Source organism: Mucilaginibacter rigui (genome assembly GCF_014773275.1).
Classification (GTDB): domain Bacteria; phylum Bacteroidota; class Bacteroidia; order Sphingobacteriales; family Sphingobacteriaceae; genus Mucilaginibacter; species Mucilaginibacter rigui_A.
Map to the genome: position 1 here is coordinate 1,342,661 of NZ_JACWMW010000002.1, position 18,359 is coordinate 1,361,019.

15 protein-coding genes are annotated in these 18,359 nt (G+C 36.9%); all 15 read left to right on the forward strand.

The window, feature by feature from the left end; translation table 11 throughout:
* Position 1 precedes the first annotated feature (1 nt).
* The 15 genes from IDJ75_RS13085 to wecB all read left to right on the forward strand — a co-directional run bounded on the left by IDJ75_RS13085 (position 2) and on the right by wecB (position 18,050).
* On the forward strand, positions 2–1,189 hold the full coding sequence (locus tag IDJ75_RS13085) for a UDP-N-acetylglucosamine 4,6-dehydratase (protein ID WP_191176036.1): 1,188 nt from the start codon (positions 2–4) through the stop codon (positions 1,187–1,189).
* A complete protein-coding gene (locus IDJ75_RS13090; protein ID WP_191176037.1) occupies positions 1,189–2,331 on the forward strand; it encodes a LegC family aminotransferase in 1,143 nt (380 codons plus the stop codon). The genes IDJ75_RS13085 and IDJ75_RS13090 overlap by 1 nt, the downstream gene beginning before the upstream one ends.
* On the forward strand, positions 2,321–2,944 hold the full coding sequence (locus IDJ75_RS13095) for an acetyltransferase (protein ID WP_191176038.1): 624 nt from the start codon (positions 2,321–2,323) through the stop codon (positions 2,942–2,944). Before IDJ75_RS13090 ends, IDJ75_RS13095 begins: the two co-directional genes overlap by 11 nt.
* Positions 2,941–3,957, forward strand: a complete 1,017-nt coding sequence (gene neuB, locus IDJ75_RS13100) for an N-acetylneuraminate synthase (protein WP_191176039.1) — start codon at positions 2,941–2,943, stop codon at positions 3,955–3,957. The genes IDJ75_RS13095 and neuB overlap by 4 nt, the downstream gene beginning before the upstream one ends.
* 5 nt (positions 3,958–3,962) lie before the next feature.
* Positions 3,963–5,075, forward strand: a complete 1,113-nt coding sequence (gene neuC / locus IDJ75_RS13105; protein ID WP_191176040.1) for a UDP-N-acetylglucosamine 2-epimerase — start codon at positions 3,963–3,965, stop codon at positions 5,073–5,075.
* Complete coding sequence (locus IDJ75_RS13110; protein WP_191176041.1) at positions 5,062–6,108, forward strand: nucleotidyltransferase family protein; 1,047 nt, start codon at positions 5,062–5,064, stop codon at positions 6,106–6,108. The genes neuC and IDJ75_RS13110 overlap by 14 nt, the downstream gene beginning before the upstream one ends.
* Complete coding sequence (locus IDJ75_RS13115) at positions 6,108–6,815, forward strand: acylneuraminate cytidylyltransferase family protein (protein ID WP_191176042.1); 708 nt, start codon at positions 6,108–6,110, stop codon at positions 6,813–6,815. Before IDJ75_RS13110 ends, IDJ75_RS13115 begins: the two co-directional genes overlap by 1 nt.
* Positions 6,816–7,173: 358 nt before the next feature.
* Positions 7,174–8,082, forward strand: coding sequence for a hypothetical protein (locus IDJ75_RS13120; protein ID WP_191176043.1), 909 nt, complete (start codon positions 7,174–7,176; stop codon positions 8,080–8,082).
* 9 nt (positions 8,083–8,091) lie between these two features.
* Positions 8,092–9,600, forward strand: coding sequence for an oligosaccharide flippase family protein (locus IDJ75_RS13125; protein WP_191176044.1), 1,509 nt, complete (start codon positions 8,092–8,094; stop codon positions 9,598–9,600).
* Positions 9,597–10,796, forward strand: a complete 1,200-nt coding sequence (locus tag IDJ75_RS13130) for a glycosyltransferase family 4 protein (RefSeq protein ID WP_191176045.1) — start codon at positions 9,597–9,599, stop codon at positions 10,794–10,796. Before IDJ75_RS13125 ends, IDJ75_RS13130 begins: the two co-directional genes overlap by 4 nt.
* A 5-nt stretch (positions 10,797–10,801) precedes the next feature.
* Positions 10,802–12,178, forward strand: a complete 1,377-nt coding sequence (locus IDJ75_RS13135; RefSeq protein ID WP_191176046.1) for a hypothetical protein — start codon at positions 10,802–10,804, stop codon at positions 12,176–12,178.
* Entirely contained in the window at positions 12,162–12,647 is a 486-nt protein-coding gene (locus IDJ75_RS13140; RefSeq protein ID WP_191176047.1) for an acyltransferase, read from the forward strand. Before IDJ75_RS13135 ends, IDJ75_RS13140 begins: the two co-directional genes overlap by 17 nt.
* A 4-nt stretch (positions 12,648–12,651) precedes the next feature.
* Complete coding sequence (locus IDJ75_RS13145) at positions 12,652–14,775, forward strand: bi-domain-containing oxidoreductase (protein ID WP_191176048.1); 2,124 nt, start codon at positions 12,652–12,654, stop codon at positions 14,773–14,775.
* 10 nt (positions 14,776–14,785) lie between these two features.
* On the forward strand, positions 14,786–16,951 hold the full coding sequence (locus tag IDJ75_RS13150; RefSeq protein WP_191176049.1) for a discoidin domain-containing protein: 2,166 nt from the start codon (positions 14,786–14,788) through the stop codon (positions 16,949–16,951).
* Between the two features lie 7 nt (positions 16,952–16,958).
* Positions 16,959–18,050: a non-hydrolyzing UDP-N-acetylglucosamine 2-epimerase gene (gene wecB / locus IDJ75_RS13155; RefSeq protein WP_191176050.1), complete on the forward strand. Its 1,092-nt coding sequence runs from the start codon at positions 16,959–16,961 to the stop codon at positions 18,048–18,050.
* Positions 18,051–18,359 lie beyond the last annotated feature (309 nt).

Consider the following 18,359-nt stretch of genomic DNA (forward strand, 5'->3'; position numbering starts at 1 on the left):
GATGAATATTTTACAACTTATAGGCCGCAATAGCGAGCTGTTTTTCACTGATATAAAATCACATGAATCTGAATTGAGCAGAATTGTGTCAGAATCAAAATTTCTAGTTATTGGTGGTGCAGGATCAATCGGCCAAGCTGTAACAAAGGAAATTTTTAAACGGAACCCTCAAAAGCTGCATGTTGTTGATATTAGCGAAAACAATATGGTAGAATTAGTTAGGGATATCCGTAGTTCTTATGGCTATATCAATGGCGATTTTCAAACCTTTGCACTTGATATAGGCTCAATCGAGTATGATGCTTTTATTGAGGCCGACGGTAAGTATGATTATGTACTTAATTTATCGGCTTTAAAACACGTACGAAGCGAGAAAGACCCATTTACATTAATGCGTATGATTGATGTAAATGTTTTTAATACCGACAAAACCATCCAACAGTCAATAGACAAGAATGTAAAAAAATATTTTTGCGTATCTACTGATAAAGCCGCGAACCCTGTAAACATGATGGGAGCATCAAAACGTATTATGGAAATGTTCCTAATGCGTAAAAGTAAACACATCAGTATCTCAACTGCAAGGTTTGCGAACGTGGCTTTTTCAGATGGATCTCTTCTGCATGGGTTTAACCAGCGTATACAAAAACAACAACCTATAGTAGCTCCTAATGATATAAAACGCTATTTTGTTATCCCCAAAGAATCGGGTGAGTTGTGTTTAATGTCGTGTATTTTTGGTGAAAACAGGGATATTTTTTTTCCTAAGCTAAGCGAGAGCCTGCACTTGATAACTTTTGCAGACATAGCTGTAAAATATCTTAAAAATTTAGGATATGAACCTTACTTGTGTAACAGCGAAGAAGAGGCGCGTATACTTATTGAAACCTTGCCTGAAAAAGGGATGTGGCCTTGTTTGTTTACATCGAGCGACACCACGGGCGAAAAAAGCTTTGAAGAATTTTATACGGAAAATGAAGTTTTAGATATGGACACCTTTGAAAATTTAGGGGTAATCAAAAATCAATTTTCTGTTGAAGAGGATAAATTAGAAATGTTTGCAGGCTCTATCAAAGAGATGAAAACTAAAAGGCAATGGTCAAAAAAAGAAATTGTTGACCTGTTTTTTAAAATGATCCCTGATTTTGGGCATAAGGAAACCGGTAAGTATTTAGATGCTAAAATGTAATGGAAAATATTAAGGATATCGTTTCATTTATTCAGGATACTTTTAATACAAAGGCTTTTATCCCCTTACATGAGCCACGCTTTAGAGGTAATGAAAAAAAATACCTAATAGATACCATTGATTCTACCTTCGTTTCTTCTGTAGGCGCTTACGTAGACAGATTTGAAGAAATGATGCAGGCTATTACCAATACAAAAAAGGCTATTGCCGTAGTAAATGGTACAGCAGGTTTACAGGTTGCACTACGATTGGTTGGGGTTAAACCCGGTAACGAGGTAATTACTCAGGCCCTTACTTTTATTGCTACTGCCAATGCCATTGCATATAATGGGGCAATACCTGTTTTTATTGATGTAGATATTGATACCATGGGCTTGTCGCCAAAAGCAGTTGACGCTTTTTTACAGCAACACGGCGACTTAAGGAATGATGGTTGTTATAACAAACAAACCGGTAATAAAATTGCAGCATGTTTGCCAATGCACACATTTGGTTTCCCGGTACATCTGGATGAGCTGATACAGGTGTGTGATAAATGGAATATACCGATAGTAGAAGATTCTGCCGAATCTTTAACCAGCGAGTACAAAGGCAGGCAAACAGGTAGCTTTGGTAAGTTAGGAGTGTTCTCATTTAACGGGAACAAAACTGTTACGGCTGGCGGTGGTGGCGCTATTGTAACCAATGATGCAGACTTGGGTGCCCGGGCCAAACATTTAACCACTACTGCAAAGAGGCCGCATCCTTATGAGTTTTTTCACGACGAGTTAGGATACAATTACAGGATGCCCAATTTAAATGCAGCCCTTGCTTGTGCCCAGCTAGAGCAGTTAAATACTTTATTAGCAAACAAACGCGAGCTTGCTGGTATCTATAGCGATTTTTTCAACAAACAACATATAAAATTCCGTACAGAGTTGCCTGATACTAAAGCCAACTATTGGCTGATGTGCGTTGAATTGGCCGACAAAATAGAAAGAGACGAATTTTTGAAGGTGACAAATGCATCGGGAGTAATGACGCGCCCAATATGGCAATTAATGTACCGGTTACCGATGTATTCAAATTGTCAAAGAGATGGGCAGGAGAATGCTGAATTTTTAGAAGAACGAATAATAAACATTCCAAGTAGTGCAAGGTAAAGTTGCAATAATTGGGTACTCGGGACACGGTATAGTGGTAGCAGATACTGCAATTGGTGCTGGTATGCCATTACAATATTACTGCGAAAAAAATGTAGTAAACATAAACCCATTTGGCCTTGAATATTTAGGCGATGAAACTGATAAAAGTTTCGATAGCTGGGATAAAGGTTACAACTTTATACTGGGGGTTGGCGATAATAATATAAGAAGCAGAATTGCACAAGTGGTGCTTCATGCAAATGGTAAACTACCCAATGTTATTCACCGCAATGTTTACCTATCAAAACATATAGAGTTAGGTATTGGAAATTTTATATCAGCGAATGCAACCATAAACGCATTATCACGGGTTGGAGATTTTTGCATACTAAACACAGGATGTATTATAGAGCATGAGTGTTTAATAGCTAATGGCGCACATATTGGCCCCGGCGCAGTACTTGCGGGTAGTGTGCAAGTTGGTAGCATGAGTTTTGTGGGCGCTAACGCAAGTATAAAACAAGGAATCAAAATTGGTGCGAATGTTATTATAGGGGCAGGGACTGTAGTTATTACAGATATACCTGATAACACAATAGTAGCGGGTAACCCAGCAAGAAATTTAAGATGAATAAGGTAATAATTATTGCGGAGGCTGGTGTTAATCATAACGGGAGCCTGGACAAAGCCTTTGAGCTTATCGATGCGGCTGTTGAAGCCGGCGCCGATTATGTGAAATTCCAAACTTTTAAGGCTGATAAATTAGTATCGGTAAAAGCCAAAAAAGCCGATTATCAAATAGAAAATACTAACAATAGTGAAGAATCACAATTTGAGATGCTTCAGAAACTGGAACTATCAGAAGCTGATCATGAGCAGTTAATAAACTATTGTGAGTTAAAAAATATTAAATTTTTCTCAACGGCCTTTGATCTTGTATCATTACAATATCTAGCAACAATTGGGATGGATATGGTTAAAATACCTTCGGGCGAAATAACCAATTTGCCATATCTGAGAAAAGCGGCTGATTTATTCAAAAAGGTTATCATATCAACAGGCATGTCTACCCTTAAAGAGGTTGGCGAGGCTGTTAACGTATTTATTACCTCTGGTACACCTAAAGAAAACATTACAATCCTACATTGCAACACTGAATATCCCACACCAATGGAGGATGTTAACTTAAAGGCTATGTTGAGTATTGCAAAGGAATTTAAAACAGCAGTAGGTTACTCTGATCATACATTGGGCATTGAAGTACCCATCGCCGCAGTTGCATTAGGTGCATCGGTTATTGAAAAGCACTTTACGCTTGATAAAACCATGGACGGACCTGATCATAAAGCATCTCTTGAACCGGCGGAACTTAAAGCTATGGTTACTGGCATTCGCAATATTGAAGCTGCTATATCAGGAACCGGGCTAAAAGAGCCATCGGCATCTGAGATGAAAAATATCACTATAGCCAGGAAAAGCATAATAGCCAAAATTGATATTAAAAAGGGGGAGATTTTAACCGAGGACAACATTACCGTAAAGCGCCCCGGAAACGGCATATCACCAATGGAGTGGGATAAAGTTATAGGCCAAAAGGCAACCCGCGATTTTTTTGCCGATGATTTAATTGACAGGGCTGAATAATATTTATGAAAATTGCTGTATTAACAAGCTCGCGTGCCGATTTTGGCATATACCTTTGCTTACTAAAGCGAATTGAACAGGATGCGGAATGTTCATTGGATATTATTGCTTTTGGCACCCATTTGTCCAAATTTCATGGATATACAATAGATAATATAAAACAAGCTGGCTTTAAAAATATCCATACAATTACAAGCCTCTTAACCAATGATGATGAGGCATCCATAGCTACAGCATTCGGCCTTACTGCATTAAAATTTGCCGACTTTTGGAACAGCCATACTTATGATTGGGTATTATGCCTTGGCGACAGATTTGAAATGGCTGCTGCAGTACAAGCCGGGATACCGTATGGTGTAAAATTTGCCCATTTACATGGTGGTGAAACCACGTTAGGTGCAATTGATAACATTTATCGGCATCAAATGACTTTAGCATCACAAATGCATTTTGCGGCAACAGAAGTTTTTGCAGAAAAGATAACCCAACTTACAGGCACAACAAATAATATATATACTGTCGGGTCATTATCAATTGATGAACTTGATGGGTTACCCATCCTTTCTGAACAGGATTTTAAGAGAAATTATAAAATAAAAGAAGAGTTTGCCTTACTTACTTTTCATCCTGAAACTGTATCGCCTGAGCAAAATGTTGATTTTGCAAGTGAAACCAAACTTGCCTTAACCGCGCTTGCACAAAAAATGCTATTGGTTATAACCATGCCAAATGCAGATACCTTTGGAAGTGTTTTCAGGCAGATGCTTTTAGACCTACAGGCTGGGACGTCTCAGAATATATTGTTAATAGAGAATTTTGGGAAGCTGAATTATTTTGCGGCAATGCGCTACTGTAAGTTGATGATAGGTAATACATCAAGTGGTATCATTGAAGCTGCAACATTTAATAAATATGTTGTTAACGTTGGCGACAGGCAAAAAGGTAGGGCACAAAGCGGCAACATTATCAATGTTCCGTTTAACGCAGATAAGATAATTGAAGCAGCTACTTGCGCGCTTCAATTAGGCCCCTATTTGGGGGATAATATTTATAGTAAGCCAGGCACCGCCGAGCAGATACTTTACCATTTGAAAGCTGACAATTATGAGGAATTATAAGGACCATTTAATACTTACAGGAACACTTATTATAGAAGCACTTATACAATTGGATAAACTTGCCAAGGATGCTATTTTATTTGTTGTGGATGAAGATGATAAACTAATTGGCTCATTAACCGACGGAGATATACGACGGGGTTTGATAAAAGGATTATCAACAAAGCATCCAGTAACTGATATTATACAATCATCTCCCCGTTACTTAAGGAAAGGCGAATCCGATATCAACAAGGTTGTTGAGTATAGGGAAGCAAATTTCAGGATAATACCAATACTTGATAAAAGTAATAGAGTAGTTAACGTAATAAATTTCAGGGAAACCAGGTCTTACTTACCTATTGATGCTGTAATAATGGCCGGCGGGCGTGGGCAAAGGCTAAAACCCTTAACAGATACCACACCAAAACCTTTGCTTAAAATTGGTGATAAACCTATAATGGAGCATAACCTGGACAGGCTTGCCTTATTTGGGATAGACGACTTTTGGGTGTCTGTAAAATATTTGGGCGAACAAATAGAAAACTATTTTGGCGATGGTACAAGCAAGAATGTTAACATAAAATATGTATGGGAAACAGAAGCTTTAGGAACAATAGGTGCAGTATCAAAAATAAAAGATTTTCAACACGATTATGTATTGGTTACCAATTCTGATATTTTAACTAACCTTGACTATGAGCACTTATACATTTCCTTTTTGCAAAAGGACGCAGACTTTGCAGTAGTTACTATACCATACGAAGTGAAAATACCTTATGCGGTATTGGAAACAACAGACGGAAACGTAAAAAGCCTCAAAGAAAAGCCAACATATACCTACTATTCAAATGCGGGTATTTATCTGATGAAAAAAGATGTATTGAGTTATTTGCCTACCGATACTTTTTTTGATGCAACAGATCTTATAGAAAAACTTTTAGCGGAAGGCCTTAATGTAGTTTCATATCCTTTAGCAGGGTATTGGCTGGATGTTGGTAAGCATGATGATTTTGAAAAAGGACAAAAGGATATAACCCAGATTAAGTTTTAATGAAACCATTAGTAATTATTCCTGCAAGAGGTGGCTCTAAAGGTGTTCCTGGGAAAAACTTAAAGCCGCTTAATGGGAAACCGCTTATTTTATATTCTACAGAACTGGCCAGGCAACTATTTGATGACAGTATGATCTGTGTATCTACAGACGATATCGCAATAAAAAATTTAGTAGAGCAAAGCGGATTGGCCATTCCCTTTACAAGACCGGCCCACTTGGCTACAGATACCTCATCATCATATGATGTATTGCTGCATGCCGTAAGTTATTATGAAGAATTAGGAACCGATTTTGATAGTGTACTGTTACTACAGCCAACTTCTCCAGTGAGGGTTAAACAACATATTTTAGATGTTATAGCATTATTGGATACTACTCCACAAGCCGAAATGGTGGTATCTGTAAAAGAATCAAAAGAAAACCCATACTTTAACCTATTTGAGGAAAATGATGGCGGGTTTCTTGAAAAATCTAAACACGGCGACTATGTTAGAAGACAAGATTGCCCTAAAGTTTATGCATACAATGGATCTATATATCTAATTAGGATAACAGCATTAAAAAAAAGACCACTAAGTCAATTTCAGAATATTTCTAAGTACGTAATGGAAGATATATACAATGCTGATATTGATACCCCGCAAGACTGGATGTTGACGGAATACAATTTATCAGTATTAAACGGTAAAAATTATGGAAAGTAGATTTTTTGCCAGGGTTTTATTTGTATTAACGATATTGACGGCTTATATAGCCGGTAATCAAATCTTTTATAAAGACGAATCTACCAGCGTAACGAATCAACTTCTATTGATTATCCTTTTGATGGTCAGCCTGTTCTTGTTTTTTAGAAACTCAAATCGATTTAAGAAGAACGATTTAACTTTACTGATCATTTTCGGCATTAGTTTTTTAATTAATATTTCAGCGCATAGTCGTACTTACGGGTTACCAGCAGTATTATTTATGATAATGGGCTTAGGGCTAAAGCAATCCCCTTATGTAGCTGTTAGATTGTTAGAATATATAAAAAAATATATCATAGTTTATCCGATACTGTTTTTGATAACATTTGGAATGTTTGGTGGCTCTTTCAAGGTTGATATAACCAGTAAGGCGGCAAGCTTTGTAGCACCTTACCTAAACCCCAATATGTTGATTGAAAGATTCGTGATATTTTTTAACGTAAGCTTTACATATTTTATAATTAACTACTTAAAGGGGAAACGTGGCAGTATTTGGCTTTATATGCTCTCTGCCGCAGTATCATTCTATCTTATTTTGGGTATCGTAAGCCGAAATTCTATCCTTTCAATTGTTATTTACGTGCTTTTGATAGTGTTGTATTTCGTAAAAGGTAAAAACATCTTCAGCACAAAAAGCATCGATGTTTCTGCTAATAAAAAACAAAATGTGAGGGTGAGGAAAAACGTATTTATTATGCTCTCGGTTGTTGTTGCCATTATAGCATATAACTACATATTTTTATCAATTTTTCAGGCAAAATCAATTTCCAGAAATGGTGAAACATCAATCTTTGATAATTCGAGGCTGGTTATTTATAAAGCAGTTTTAACAGAGGCAGTATCAAGTGTTAAGGTATTTTTCTTTGGAAAAGGTATTGGCAATAGTGCAACTCAAATATCAGGGGCATACAGCGATTTTGATTTTTTTAATAGGGACGCTGATACTTTCGGGGCATTTAACACTGTTTTAGGCTGGCAATTAGAACTGGGCGTAATATTTACCGTTTACTTTATTTATTGGTTATTTAAAACGTGTAAAAACACGCCGGCACCACTTTACTTAAAACTATTGTTACTATGCACTTTTATTCCGGGGATGTTTGAATCATTAACGTTCGGGAATTATTCGTGGTTCCCTGAATTGTTTAAATGGGTTTTAATAAGTGTAATTTATAATTGGGATATACTGCCTTTAAAAAGCAGGATTAAATTTGTTTTATCTTAATATCTATTAATGTTTTTATCTACATCTATAAGCAGACAATTTCTGGGAAATTTTGTAACAAGGTTTTCCGGATTGCTGTTCGGGTTCATTTTAGATTATTTATTTGCGCATAAACTCGGCGCAAATAAATACGGTGCCTTCTCTTTTTGCCTGGCAATGGTGAACGTGTTAAGTGTATTTTCGGTTTTAGGGATCCCTACCAGTATTATAAAACACCTTAGCGGGTTTGAAAAAGATAAAACTTCTGGTAGCAAATATATATTTTACTCTGTTAAGTTAGTTTTCTTTATCAGTGTAATCCTTGGTGTTTTAGCGTCAATATTAAGTTACATGTTTCCGCATATTATTAATGCGGATAAAAGTATTGTGATTCCTTACATTCCACTATTTTCTGTTTACTTAGTAGCATTCTCATTAAACAGGATATTTCAGGGAGTATTTGACGGATTATCGCATTCAAGCTTTTCTATACTAAATAAAGAAGTTTTAGGAAGGCTTATTAAACTTGCTATTTTTCTGGTAATCGGCTTTGCATTAAACTTTAGTTTTTTAACCATGTGCTTGTCCTTCCTGATCGGCGAGATAATAACAATGTTTATTTTTTACTTTACGTTAGAAAGTAAAAAAGGCCTTAAGATAGCTGATCTGATAAAAGAACCATTATCCAAGACAGAAAAAAATAAGTACATTATTTATTCTATTTCCATAGCAGCGTCATCAATTATTGCATTATTTTTAGGAGAGATTAATAAGATCATTTTAGGTTTATATCTTTCTTACTCTGATGTTGCCATTTATACAATTTGCCTTAATCTTTCGGTAATTATACTTGTGGGGCTATCAATTGTTAACAGTATAGTAATGCCAAAGGCTGCCCAATATTATAAAGATAACAATGTTCCGGCGTTACAATCGTTATACAAATTCAGTAGCAATGTCATTACTATGGTTGTTTTACCGGTGTTTTTAGGCTTGTTATTGTACTCATCTAACATACTTGCACTATACGGTAAAGAGTACGTAAAAGGCAGTGTAATATTGCCAATTTTAAGTTCGGCTGTGTTTATCAATGCAATCACCGGTGCCAACTATCCGTTAATTGTAATGTCAAAGCACTATAAATTTGAATTTTACAATACTATTATCGCAGCAGCGCTGAACTTTTTACTTCTTTTCTTACTGGTAAGGTTTATCGGCTTAAAGGGGGCTGCAATTTGTTACTTTGTAATACAATTATCCCTTAACGTTATCAGGTGCATATTTTTGTACATTAAATATAAATTGGTGCCCTATGATGTTAAATACTTATACTTTTTTATAATACCCTTATTAGCCTGGCCTTTATATAATGGATTAAATCTTTTGGCAATACCGGTATTAATAAAATTAGGATTAAACCTCTCGGTGTTATCAATAGCATCATGTATTATATATGTAAAATTGGTATCAGGCCCTATAGAAAAAGCATTGTTGGTAAAAGCACCACTGGTTGGTGCTTTAATAAGTAAATATATATGAAGAAAAAGATCCTGATTTTTGGCTACTTGCCAAAAGATAAAGGTGGTAAACAGGAAACGGGCCTGGCAACCGGCATATTTGATCTTCATAACGCAATAGCCGGTTTAGAGACTGACTATGACATCCTTTTTGCAAGTACGGATATTAGCACCACATCCACGATCAGCAATCTGAAAGTAACGGGCTGGAATAAATCAAACCTGTTAAAATGGATGCTGAAAAACCCGTTTAAATTTTTAGTGCTGGCGTATCGTGCATTTTACCTGAAGCTGTTTTTTAGACAACCTTTTTCAAGGGGGGTAGGGTATTTTTTATTTTTCCAAAGCTTAACAGATTCATTTAATCCCGATATCATTCACTTTCATGGCGCGCGTTGGGGATTGTATGGAAATTATGTTTTTGGAGGGAAAAGCAAAAAAGTATTACGTATTCACGGGATGAATGGTTATGATGAAAATATCGACGATTATCTGTCGTTCAGAAAAATCGAAAAGTTTCTATTTACTAAAAGTACGTATCAGCTAATTACGTTTGTAGCTACAGATGTTATGAACGACTTTCAGATCAAATACGGTAACCCGGTTTGCCGGGCCGTATCTATATTGAATGGCTACAATCAAGAGGTTTTTTATTTTGATGATAATATTGTTAAAGATGTAAGTTTTATAAAGTTGCTTACTTTTTCAACTGTATACTCAAGAAAAGGGCAGTTGAATGTAATGAAAGCCATAGTTAAAGCTAATTTAACAAAGCAAATAACGTACACCTGCATAGGGAACGCAGACGCTGCATATTTAAAAGAGATTGTGAAACTTAGCGCCGAAAACGATGTGAAGTTTGATCATATTTCTTATTTACCACAAAACCAACTAAAAGATTATATAGGCAAGGCCGATTTTATGATCTTACCCAGCACAAGTGAGGGTTTTGGTAAAGTATATATTGAGAGTATTGCTTGCGGTACGCCTGTTATGCTTCCTGCCGAATTACCGCTGGCCAAGGAGCCCGGCATACTAAATCAAACAAATGCCATTGTTCTTAAAGACGGATCGGTAGAGGAGATCGCAAATGTTTTAGAGCGTATTGGTGAACGTAAATTTGACAGGAGTGAAGTAGCATCATCTGTCATTCAGTTGCAGTGGGATAACCTGGCTTTAAAATATGTAGGCGAGTACGATAGGTTGATGTATAATTAAAAGTAATGAGCGCGGTTACAGGTAAAGTTGTATTAAAAAATAAAGAAGAATTCTTATTAAACGAAATAAGGCTTAGGTTCCCGTTTTCGATGATTAAGATATCTGAGCGGCATAAAGATATATGCGAATATATTGCTAACAGATCTGGTATTAAAGATAACATGCAGGTTAAACTTTACGTTAACCTCTTATTCCTTAAATCAGAAAAGGCAAAAATCATAACAGCCTTATCATTAATAAATGATAAATACGGAATAGCGGTCATCGAAAGTAATATCATCTCAGATGATTTTTTAGAAATTTTCCCTAATACAAAGCTAAATTATACCACAGGCGATAATAATTACTTAGATAATCAATCCTTAAAAGCACTTTTCTTAAAATACTTTGTGAACCGGGCGTTCAGAATTTTTAAAAGAAAAATTGATGGTGATAGTTATATAAGGGCTTGGGTAGAGGTAAGTTCAAACATTTACAGTAAACAGTTTCCAACTGCGGTAATTTATTTATACCCATTTTTTTTAAACTATTCCCGGGCATGGGCTTTTTATAAATTCCTTTTTAAAAACCACCGTAAGCAAGTTAGTTTAATGGGTGTCCCATATTCAATAAAACCACTTATTAAATTGTTATTATCAAAAAACAACGATAACAACATACTTAATTTTGAATATAGCGGGTACTACAAACATTTTAAAGATTTTAAAAACGCGAAAGAATTATTTACTACGGACGAGTTTGAGCCCGGGTCATTGGTGCTCCACCACCTATTAAAAGCAAACGGTTGCCATATTACCAATACAGCACACGGTATTGGTACTTACAGTCCATTTGTTGAATATTCTGATTTTTATGTTTTTAATGAGATCCAGCGTAAATTTTACGAAAAAAGGAACGATTGTAACATACTATTGCATACCGATACTAAAGTAGAGCCAGTTATAAACCAACTAAATATAAGAAACGCCGAGTATTGCTTAGTGTTGATTGATCAGGGCGAACTTACCCGGTATAATTTATATTTTGAGAATGAATTGCAGTTAAAGCTATATAGCGACGTAAAAGATATTGCTGATAATTTAAATATGCCGGTGATGTTAAAGGTGCATCCAAACAGAAGCGGTAGCAGTTTAGAAAAACTAAAAGCCAACTTCCCGCATTTGCAGATTATTAATAATAAGGAAGAATGGGGCAACAAACAGCCAATTTTTATAAATCTGTATTCAACCCTATACCTTGGATGGAAAAATCTGGGTAGGTTCTATTTCATTAATAAAGGATTTTTTGAGCCAGGCGTATACTTTGATGGCATTACATCATGCATGATTGAACAGTTGGAGAGCAAAATAAAAGATGATATAAAATATGAAGCAACAGCTTAAGAGTTTTAGGAGAAACATACTAGGAGGCTACAGGCTTTTTAAACTACAGTTTTTTTCGTCGCGACTTAAGGTGGGGAAAGGTTTTTTTTGTGGTGTTAATTGCTTCATGAGCTCAAAGAACACTATATCAATTGGCAACAATTTTTATATGGGCAATAATTGCCACCTGGCAGCAAACGCAATTATTGGTGACGATGTTTTATTTGCCTCATTTGTATCATTAGTAGGGGGCGATCACAAAATTGATAATATAAAAACAACAATGCGGTTATCTGGCCGTAATGAATTAAAAACAATTATTATTAAAGATAATGTGTGGATAGGGCATGGCGCAATTATTATGCACGGTGTGTGCATTGAAACTGGCGCTGTTGTAGCAGCTGGATCAGTGGTTACCAAAAATATTGAAGCAAATGCAATATATGGCGGTAACCCGGCAAAATTTATACGTTATAGAAAGAATACATAGCACTATGAAACAAATTATTCAGGATATTAAAAGCGGTGGTACAATCTTAGAAGAAGTACCGGCACCAATAGTAAAAAGAGGGCAAGTTTTAATTCAAACCACCAGGAGCCTGGTTTCTTTAGGCACCGAACGGATGCTGGTTGAATTTGGCAAGGCTAATTTTTTGCAAAAGGCCCGTCAACAGCCCGATAAGGTAAAACAGGTACTTGATAAAGTAAAAACAGATGGCTTAAAACCTACTCTGGAAGCTGTTTTTAATAAGTTAGGGCAGCCATTACCATTAGGGTATTGTAATGTAGGTAAAGTTATTGCTGTAGGCAGCGGGGTAACCGACTTTGTAGTAGGCGACCGTGTTGCATCAAATGGCAATCATGCCGAATACGTTTCTATCCCTCAAAATTTAGTTGCCAAAATACCGGACGATGTAACTGACGATGAAGCCGCTTTTACTGTAATAGGCGCAATTGGCCTTCAGGGGATACGTTTACTTGCACCTACTTTGGGCGAAACGGTTGTAGTAGTGGGCTTAGGGCTTATTGGCCTGTTAACTGCTCAGTTATTAAAGGCAAATGGTTGTCGTGTAATTGGTTTTGATTATGATTCTCAAAAAGTAAAACTAGCTTCCGAGTTTGGAATTATTGCTGTAAACCCGGCCGATGGAACCGACCAGGTTCAGTATGTAGAATCGCTAACAAATGGCATTGGTGCCGATGGCGTTATTATTACCGCATCTAACAAAGGGAACGAGATAATTGCCCAATCGGCAAAAATGTCAAGAAAAAGAGGAAGGATAGTGCTGGTTGGTGTTATTGGCCTTGATATAAGCCGTGCCGATTTCTATGAGAAAGAATTAACGTTTCAGGTATCATGCTCATATGGCCCGGGCAGATATGACGAAGATTATGAGCAAAAAGGGCAAGATTATCCTCTGGCTTTTGTAAGATGGACTGAAAAGAGAAATTTTGAAGCAGTTTTACAGGCAATAAGCCAAAAGCAGGTGAACGTTACATCGCTTATAACGGAGCATGTAACGCTTGATGATTACGATAAAATTTATGGTAATATATCTAACTCAAAAGCAATAGCTTCTATTATAACTTACAGTGAAAAAAGCGAAGAGCCGGGCAGGGTGATTGCCATAAACGATGGTGTATTTACCGGAGGCAAAGGTATTTTAGGGGTAATTGGTGCGGGTAACTTTACAAGCGCCATGATATTACCATCGTTAAAAAAAACGCCTGCCGTAGTAAAATACATTGTTAGCTCGGGTGGTTTATCAGGCACCACATTGGCAAAAAAATTTGGCATACTAAACTCCGCCACCGACTATAAAAATGTATTAACTGATAAGGAAGTAGACCTAATACTTATTACTACCCGCCACAATTTACACGCTGGTATGGTTGTTGAAGCTTTAAATGCCGGCAAACATGTATTTGTTGAAAAACCATTGGCTTTAAATAAAGAAGAGCTTGATGGAATTTTAGCAGTGTATGGTGCAACCCAAAAAACAATTACAGTAGGTTTTAACAGGCGCTTTGCTCCGTTCTCTAAGAAAATGAAATCGTTATTAGGCAAAGGGGAAACACCGGTGAATATTGTAGCAACAATGAATGCGGGGTTTATACCGGGCAATGCCTGGGTACATGACCTGGCCATTGGCGGCGGGCGCATAATTGGAGAGGCTTGCCATTTTATTGACCTTTGCAGTTTTCTTACCGGGTCGAAAGTGAAAGCGGTATGTATGAATGCGATGGGTACAAACCCTGACGAACAAACAGATAACGCCTCCATATTGTTAAAGTACGAGAATGGTTCTAACGCAGTAATAAATTATTTTGCAAACGGTAGCAAAGCTTATTCAAAAGAACGCATTGAGGTTTATAGCCAGGAGAAAACCCTGGTAATGGATAACTGGCGCAAACTGAGCGGGTTTGGCTTTAAAGGATTTTCCTCAGAATCATCCGGACAAAACAAAGGGCATTTAGATCAGTTTAAGCTTTTGGTAAACAGCGTGCAAAGCGGTGGCGATGCAATTATCCCTATGGATGAAATTGTTAATACTACTTTAGCAAGCTTTGCCGCAATTGATAGCCTAAAGCAAGGCACTTGGATTAATATAACGTAATAAAAAGCGCATGAAAAATTTAACCGGCAAACACAATTTCTATATCAACTATTTAGCACAATTTTTTCTTGTGTGCGCATTTTGCGTGGGTTGCACGGTTAAAGGTAAAGCACAAAATATCGCTTTAAATAAGCCATACACTTTATCGGTTTTACCAAACTATAATTTAACCGCCCCGTCTACTGATAAAACGTCATTAACTGATGGTAGCTATACAAGCGGAAAATTGTGGACAAATAAAACCACAGTAGGCTGGACAAGAAGGAACGATGTTACTATAACTATCGATTTGCAACGCCAGGCGCCGGTAAGAGCAGTCAATTTTAACTCTGTTAGGGGGAGCGAGGCCGGTGTTAACTTTCCTGCTAATATTTATGTATTTATAAGCAGCGATAACCAAAACTATGCTTACTTAGGTGATGCCGCTCAGACTGATGATAACGCCTCTGGAACTTATAAGGTTGAAAAATTTAGCGTTGATAATTTAAACGCTACCGGACGGTATGTTAAATTGGTGGTTGTGCCAAACGGAAAATTTATTTTTTGTGATGAGATAGAGATCATAAGGGGCAATGGTGTGGCTAAGGCTATTGCAAAAAACATCCCTGTTGCCAAAATTAAAGATGTTGTTGATTCTTTAACCCAAGCGACATCTGATAAAAAAGACCTTGCAAGAAAAGGTTACAGTATAACCACAATGGCTAATAAAAGTATTGCACAAGTTAAGGGCGAAATTGGTGTTGCCAATGCCAATAAGTTAAAGAAAAGCTTTGCTACCAGCTTTGTCATTGAAAAGTATAATCCCTGGGATACCTTAAGCGCAATAAGAAAGCCTGTTGCAGCTAATGGGCCGTTATTATATGATTTTGCAATTAGTGTAGGTGGCGTTCAATATGGAGCTTTTGTGATTACCAACACTAATACCACATCGCAAACTGTTTCATTTAACATAAATAATAATCCTTCAATTGCATCAATAGATTTATTTGAAGGCCGACAGGTACCATCGTTAGATGGCTCGCAGGTAGTAGACCCGCTTGTACCTATCATGAGAAACGCGAATGTGCAACCCGGAGAATCAAAAATGTTTGTGTTTAAGGTTACAGGGAAAGCATCTGCTACCGCTGCATCATCAACTATAGGTATAACTTCGCAAGGGTTTAACAGCAGCATCAGTGTAAATACAAATATTATAAATATATCTGGGGCTGCAGATAATGACATTAACACCGTTAATTGGGCTTACCTGAATTACCCCATGTTAAAAAATATCAAAGCTGCCGCCGTTAAAGATTTAAAGGACCACCATATAAACACATTTGTAATACCTGCTAAGGTTATACCTAAACCGGGCGATTTTAATTTTACCGCTTTAAACGCCTATATACAAAATATAAAACCGGCAAAAAACATTTTGTTATTTGCCAACTATAGCGCGGCTGCCAACCAAAGCTCAGACCCTAACGTGAAATTCATGACTGATGCGTGGAAAGCAAATTTCATAAAGTGGTATGCTGCTATGATCGCTACTATTAAAAATAACGGCGGGATAACAAATATTTACCTGTACCCATATGATGAGGCGCGTAAAAATGATATCACTGCTTTTAATGTATTTGCAAAATGGGCTAAACAGAGTGTCTCAAATTTAAAGCTGTTCGGAACCTTAACAAATGCGGATGCTATAAAACAGGTTAGCCCCTATTTAAGTGTATCTGAAGTAAAGAATGACGCGTCTTTATTAGCAGCAATTGCTGCCAGTCAGTCAGACGTTTGGATATACGATACAAAAGGCGTATCGAGATCATTATCGCCATATCAGTATTACCGGTTAATGGCTTGGAATGCATTTGCAAAAGGCTTAAAAGGTATTGGATTTTGGAACTATGCCGATATAGGGAGTGACAGAAGCACCAATCTTATTTCGGCACCGTTTAAAAATGTAGGGAATGATTTTGCAGTTATCTATAATTCGCCAGACAATGGTATAATTACAAGCAGGAGGTGGGAGGCTTTCAAGCTTGGAATTGAAGATTATCGAATTATAAGTACATACAGCAAAAAATTTGGGGTTCAAAAAACAAAAGATCTTGTACTGTCAGTCACCTCAGCCCCATCATCATTAAATAAAGCCGACGAGGTAAGAAACAGGATGATCAAAGAATTAGTAAACTAAACCAACAATGCTTATATCTATTATCGCGGGTGCACGGCCCAATTTTATGAAAATAGCACCAATAATTAGCGCTATTGAAAATGCTATATCTAATGGCAAAAAAATAAATTATAGATTGATACACACCGGCCAGCATTATGACAAGAAAATGTCTGGTGATTTTTTTGAGCAGTTAGGAATACCCGAACCCAATGCCAATCTTGCGGCTGGGGGCGGAACCCAGGCGGAGCAAACAGCAGCAATTATGGTAGGCTTCGAAAAAGAATTAATGGCCAATCCCGCTGATATTGTATTAGTTGTTGGCGATGTTACATCTACAATGGCTTGTGCAATTGTTGCCCAAAAGCTACATGTAAAAGTTGCCCATGTTGAAGCGGGGATACGGTCTGGAGACTGGACAATGCCCGAAGAGATAAACCGTCTGGTAACTGATAGCATAACGAATTACTTTTTTACCACTACCAAAATTGCAGGCGATAACCTTATTAAAACAGGTGTAACTGATGATCGTATTTTCTTTGTGGGGAACACGATGATAGATACGCTACTAAAAAATAAGCACCAATTTATAAAACCCGCTATTTGGGATACCCTGGGTTTAGAAAGTGGTAAATATGTTGTTATGACTTTGCACAGGCCTGCAAATGTTGATGAAGAAGGTAAATTAAAAGAATTACTGCAGGAGATCATAAACAATAGCAATGATCTTCATTTGGTATTCCCGGTGCATCCCCGCACCGCTAAAATTTTACAAGGCTTAGGCATAGCCGACCCGCGCCTGCACATGATAGAACCATTAGGTTACCTTGAATTTAATTACTTGGTTGAACGGGCAAAAGTGGTTGTAACCGACTCTGGTGGCATAACAGAAGAAACTACTGTAATGGGAGTGCCTTGCATGACATTACGTGACAATACCGAACGCCCCGAAACTATTACAATAGGCACAAACGAACTTTTAGGAACCAACCCTAACGCAATTAAGCCTGCGTTTGAAAAGCTTTTTAAAGGTGAATGGAAAGAGGGTGGAATCCCCGAACTTTGGGATGGTAAAACAGGGGAACGGATTGTTGATGCGCTTTTAAAACTACAGCAATAATTAACTGTGATTAGCAAAATTCTACTACTCATACGTACTGTTCGGCATTTAAAACCCGTTCAAATTACTCATCAATTATACAATAGGCTAAAACCAGTTCGTAATCTTAACTGGTATATAAATAAAAATAATATACAGCCGGGTTACATACCGCTAAACTTTACTTTAAATTATACCACAGAAAATTTAATTGAAGGCGATACGTTCAATTTTTTAAATATAAGCCACAATTTTGAAAATAAAATAGATTGGGATTACCAGCAATACGGCAAATTATGGAATTATAATTTACAATACTTCAATTTTTTA